3 protein-coding genes are annotated in these 3,994 nt (G+C 71.6%); all 3 read left to right on the top strand.

Going from position 1 to position 3,994, the window contains the following annotated elements:
• Positions 1 to 226: 226 nt before the first annotated feature.
• On the top strand, positions 227 to 892 hold the full coding sequence (locus WBP48_RS13545; RefSeq protein ID WP_424441273.1) for a spermidine/putrescine ABC transporter substrate-binding protein: 666 nt from the start codon (positions 227 to 229) through the stop codon (positions 890 to 892).
• A gap of 83 nt (positions 893 to 975) precedes the next feature.
• A complete protein-coding gene (locus tag WBP48_RS13540) occupies positions 976 to 2,106 on the top strand; it encodes a serine/threonine-protein kinase (RefSeq protein ID WP_424441271.1) in 1,131 nt (376 codons plus the stop codon).
• A gap of 33 nt (positions 2,107 to 2,139) precedes the next feature.
• The coding region (locus WBP48_RS13535) for an Ig-like domain-containing protein (RefSeq protein WP_424441269.1) at positions 2,140 to 3,994 on the top strand (1,855 nt) is incomplete at its 3' end.

The raw sequence follows: 3,994 nt of genomic DNA, 5'->3' as shown, positions 1-3,994 counted from the left end.
TGCGCACCCGCGCCGACCGGCCCCGCTGGCCGTGGGAGAAGCGCGAGTAGGTCCCCTCGCCGACTGCGGCGCCGTCCCGTTTGAGAGGCGCCGAAGTGCGGGTCGGATGCCGCGGCACCCGCGTTTTGGTGCTTCTCGACGCCCGAGCGCGTTCGGCCGAGGGCTCGACGCTGGCTGTTTCTACGAAATCCCCGCAGAAACGACCCGCAGCGGTCACAATGGACGAGTGGAGCGGTCCATCGAGACCCAGGTGAGCCAGGCGGTCGACGCCTGGCTGCGCTGGCTGCCGCGCTGGGAGCCGGCGACGCACCGCGGCCGGGTCGCCCCCTGCCGTCGCTGCCTGGGTTCGCCGGTGCTCTCGGCGGCGGGACTCGGCTCCGATGTCCCCCACGGCGTGCAGCACGGTCTGTCGACGCGCATCAAGACGATCGTCGACCACTCGGTGGCCGAGTACACGTCGCGGAACCTCCCGATGCTGCAGGCGGAGCTCGATCAGCAGGCGGCACGCAATCGCGCGCGCAGCTACCGCCCGACCGAAGGTCTCGACCCCGAGTTCGAGGGTCTGCCGCTGGACCCCGACCCGGTTCCCGGCGCGCCGTTCCTGTTCACGATCGGCGGTCTCGCGGAGGAAGTGGACGTCGACATCCCGGACCTCCCGCCGCTGAGCGAAGAGGCCAAGGTCGCACTGCGTCAAGAGGTCCGCCTCGCCGACGACTACGCCAACATGATCGGCCGTGAGATCTGCGCGGTTCTGCTGCACCACCGGTTGCGCATTCAGGCGGCCGTCAGTCAGTACGTAGAGCCGCAGATCGCGGCGCTGCTCGACGAGTTGGCGCGTGCACTGGACGCCCCGTTCGACCCGGGCGTGGAACCGGGGCTGGCGGAGCCCTAGGGCTTTCTCGCAATCGGTGTTGTTAGCATTGCTGGTCTCGGAGCGGGACGAGCGGTCCCGAGATCAGACCGATGAGGGGTGTCATGACGCGCAGGCTCCCGTCCGCGCCGCCGCTGCTCCCCGGTTTCGACTACGTCCGGCCGCTCGGTTCCGGCGGCTTCGCCGACGTCTTCCTGTATCAGCAGGACATGCCGCGCCGCGCCGTCGCCGTCAAAGTGCTCCCCGCGGACGAACGCGATCCCGACCTACGGCGCATGTTCAACGCCGAGGCCGATGTCCTCGCGCACCTTTCCGCACATCCCGCGATCGTGACCGTGTATCAGGCAGGCATCTCCGCCGATGGCCGCCCCTACATCGTCATGGAGTACTGCCCGGGTTCGCTGGCGCAGCGATACCGCATCGAGCGGATGCCGGTGGACGAGGTGATGGCGATCGCTGTGCGCCTGGCGGGAGCGTTGGAGTCCGCCCACCGCGCGGGGCTCATTCATCGCGACATCAAGCCCAGCAACATCCTCGTCACGAGCTTCGGCTCCGCGGTGCTGGCCGACTTCGGCATCTCCTCGTCGCTGCGGCACGGCACGACCCCCGACGTGCTCGCGATGTCGATTCCGTGGAGCGCGCCGGAGGTGGTCGCCGAACAGACCGGCGGCACCGTCGCCAGCGAGGTCTGGAGCCTCGGCGCGACCGTGTACTCGTTGCTGGCGGGCCACAGCCCGTTCGAGCGACGCGAGAAGGGCCAGAACACCCAGGATCTGATGCGGCGCCGCATCGCTCGCGGAACCTACCTGCCGATCACCCGCCCCGACGTGCCCGACGAGTTGCAGCGGGTGCTGGCCACCGCGATGATGCGCCACGCCGAGGGCCGGTTCGCGTCCGCCCGCGAGTTCGGCGAGGCAGTGCGCGCCGTCCAGCGCGCACAAGGGCTGGCTCCGACGCCCCTGGAGGTGCCGTCGGAGGAATGGATGCCGGCGTCCGACCCCGTCGAGTTCACCGACGTGAGCGTCCGCGGGCCTGTCCGCAGCCGCGTCGAGCACGCCCCACGCCGCCCGATCGCCGCCGCAGCGACCCTCGGGCGACCGCGTCCTCATGAGGACGACGACGCGGTCGTCGCAGGCGCGGGTGAGCGCGTCTGGCCGTGGATCGTCGCCTCCAGCGGGGTCCTCATCGCCGCCGCGGCGACCGCCTTCGCGATCGTCTGGGTGGGATCCCACTGATGCGTGGATCCGGCTGATGGGAGGGGTCTGCTGATGCGGCGCGGAGCCGCCGTGGGTCTGGCCGCCGCGGGCGCGGCGATCGCGCTCGTAGCGGGCGCGAGCGTCGTATGGCCGGGACTGGACGCGCAGGAGACGCCACCGCGCGCGGTGAGCGCATGGGTGCTGCAGGCCGACGGCCTGCGCTATGCCCGTGTCAACACCGCGATCGGAGAACTCGACACGGTGCGCGCCGTGAACAATCCGAGCCGTATCGTCGAGTCTTCCGCCGGCGCGTACATGTTCACCGACAGCGACGCCAAGGTCATCCGCATCGACGAGGCCGTGCCGGCGGATCTCGACGCGGAGGGTCTGCGCGCGGCGAGCGATGCACCGCCGGGGACGACCGAGGTCGACGTCTCGGGCGATGTCGTCGCGTACCGCACCGATGCCGGGAAGATCTACGCGGGTCGGCTGTCTTCGGGAGTGGTCGCGGAGATCGATCCGCGCAGTCCACCACCCACCAGCGGCGCGACGGGGACCGCGGACACGGATGCCGCCGCCGCGTACCGCTCCGACGCCGTCTCGGTGAACGCCGATGGCGACCTGTTCAGCTACGCCGCCGACGTGGGGACCGTGACGCGCGTCGACGTCATGACCGGGCGGGTCGAGCGCACCGACCGCGTCGAGACGGACGTCGCCGCCCCCGTGCTGACGGCGGCGGGTGAGGATTGGGTGCTGGTCGATGCGGCCGCGGGGCGGTTCTGGACCGCCGACGCCGTCGGCGACACCGGGACGACGGGCGCCGTCGCGGTCAGCAACGCGGCCCCCGGCGATGCGGTCTACCTCGCCGACGAGACGGGACTCGTGCGCGTGACGGTCGCCGAAGCCAGGGCGGAACGCATCTTCGGCGACAGCACGACGGCGCGCGGCGCCCCGGCCCGCCCCCTCGTGCGCGGTGATGCGCGCGACGACGGGCGAGGCGAGGGGGTGTCGGCGGCGTGGCTGCCCGAGGGCGCGGGACCGGGGACGCTCTGGACCTCGACGAGCGGCGACGTGTCGCTGGACTACGGCGGGCTGGCACTTCCCGCGCAACGGCGACCCGTGCTCGTCGAGGCGGGAGACGGGTTGATCCTCAACGATGCGCGTTCCGGCTGGGTCTGGTCTGCCCCCGACGGCCGGCTGCTGCCGTCGAGCCAGGAATGGGACATCGATGACGACGCGGAGGTCGCGTCGACGACGAACGAGCGGGAACCGCCGCCGGTCATCGATCCGAGGCCGCCGGCCGCCGAAGACGATGCCTTCGGCGTGCGCTCCGGTGCGCTCGTGACACTGCCGGTCATCCTCAACGATCACGATCCCAATGAGGACGTGCTCGCGGTCGACCCGGCATCCCTCACCGGATTGGACCCCGCCTTCGGGAGCGTCACGACGACGGACGACCGGCAGCGACTCGCCGTCCGGGTCGCTGCCGGTGCTTCGGGATCGGCGACGTTCACGTACGCCGTGACCGACGGGACGAGCCCCGACGGGCTGCGGTCCGAGCCGGCGACGGTGACGCTCCGGGTGGTCGCAGCGGGCGAGAACTCGGCGCCGCAGTGGTGCGGAGTCGAGGGATGCCAGCAGGAGTGGCCTTCTCCCGAAGTCGCGCCCGGTGGGACCATCTCCCTGCCCGTGCTCGGCGACTGGGTCGACCCCGAGGGCGACCCCGTGCTGCTGCTGTCGGCGACGGACGACTCCGGACTCGGCCAGGTCGCGACGACGCCGCACGGCGACGTCGTCTTTCAGCACAGCGACGCGAGTGCGGCCGACGAGCAACTCGCACCACTGACCCTCACCGTCGCCGACACCCGCGGTGCGGCGACGACGAAGCAGCTGGTCGTGCGGGTGCGCGCCGGCGCCCAGCCGGCCG

The organism is Microbacterium sp., assembly GCF_049661145.1.
In the GTDB taxonomy this organism is placed as follows: Bacteria; Actinomycetota; Actinomycetes; order Actinomycetales; family Microbacteriaceae; genus Microbacterium.
The sequence above is the reverse complement of the archived record's forward strand: the minus strand, read 5'-3'. Positions and strand labels throughout refer to the sequence as shown.

What these genes read in the sequence shown, in the direction of transcription:
- WBP48_RS13540 (WP_424441271.1), top strand. Translation starts at nt 976, where the DNA reads ATGACGCGCAGGCTCCCGTCCGCGCCGCCGCTGCTCCCCGGTTTCGAC.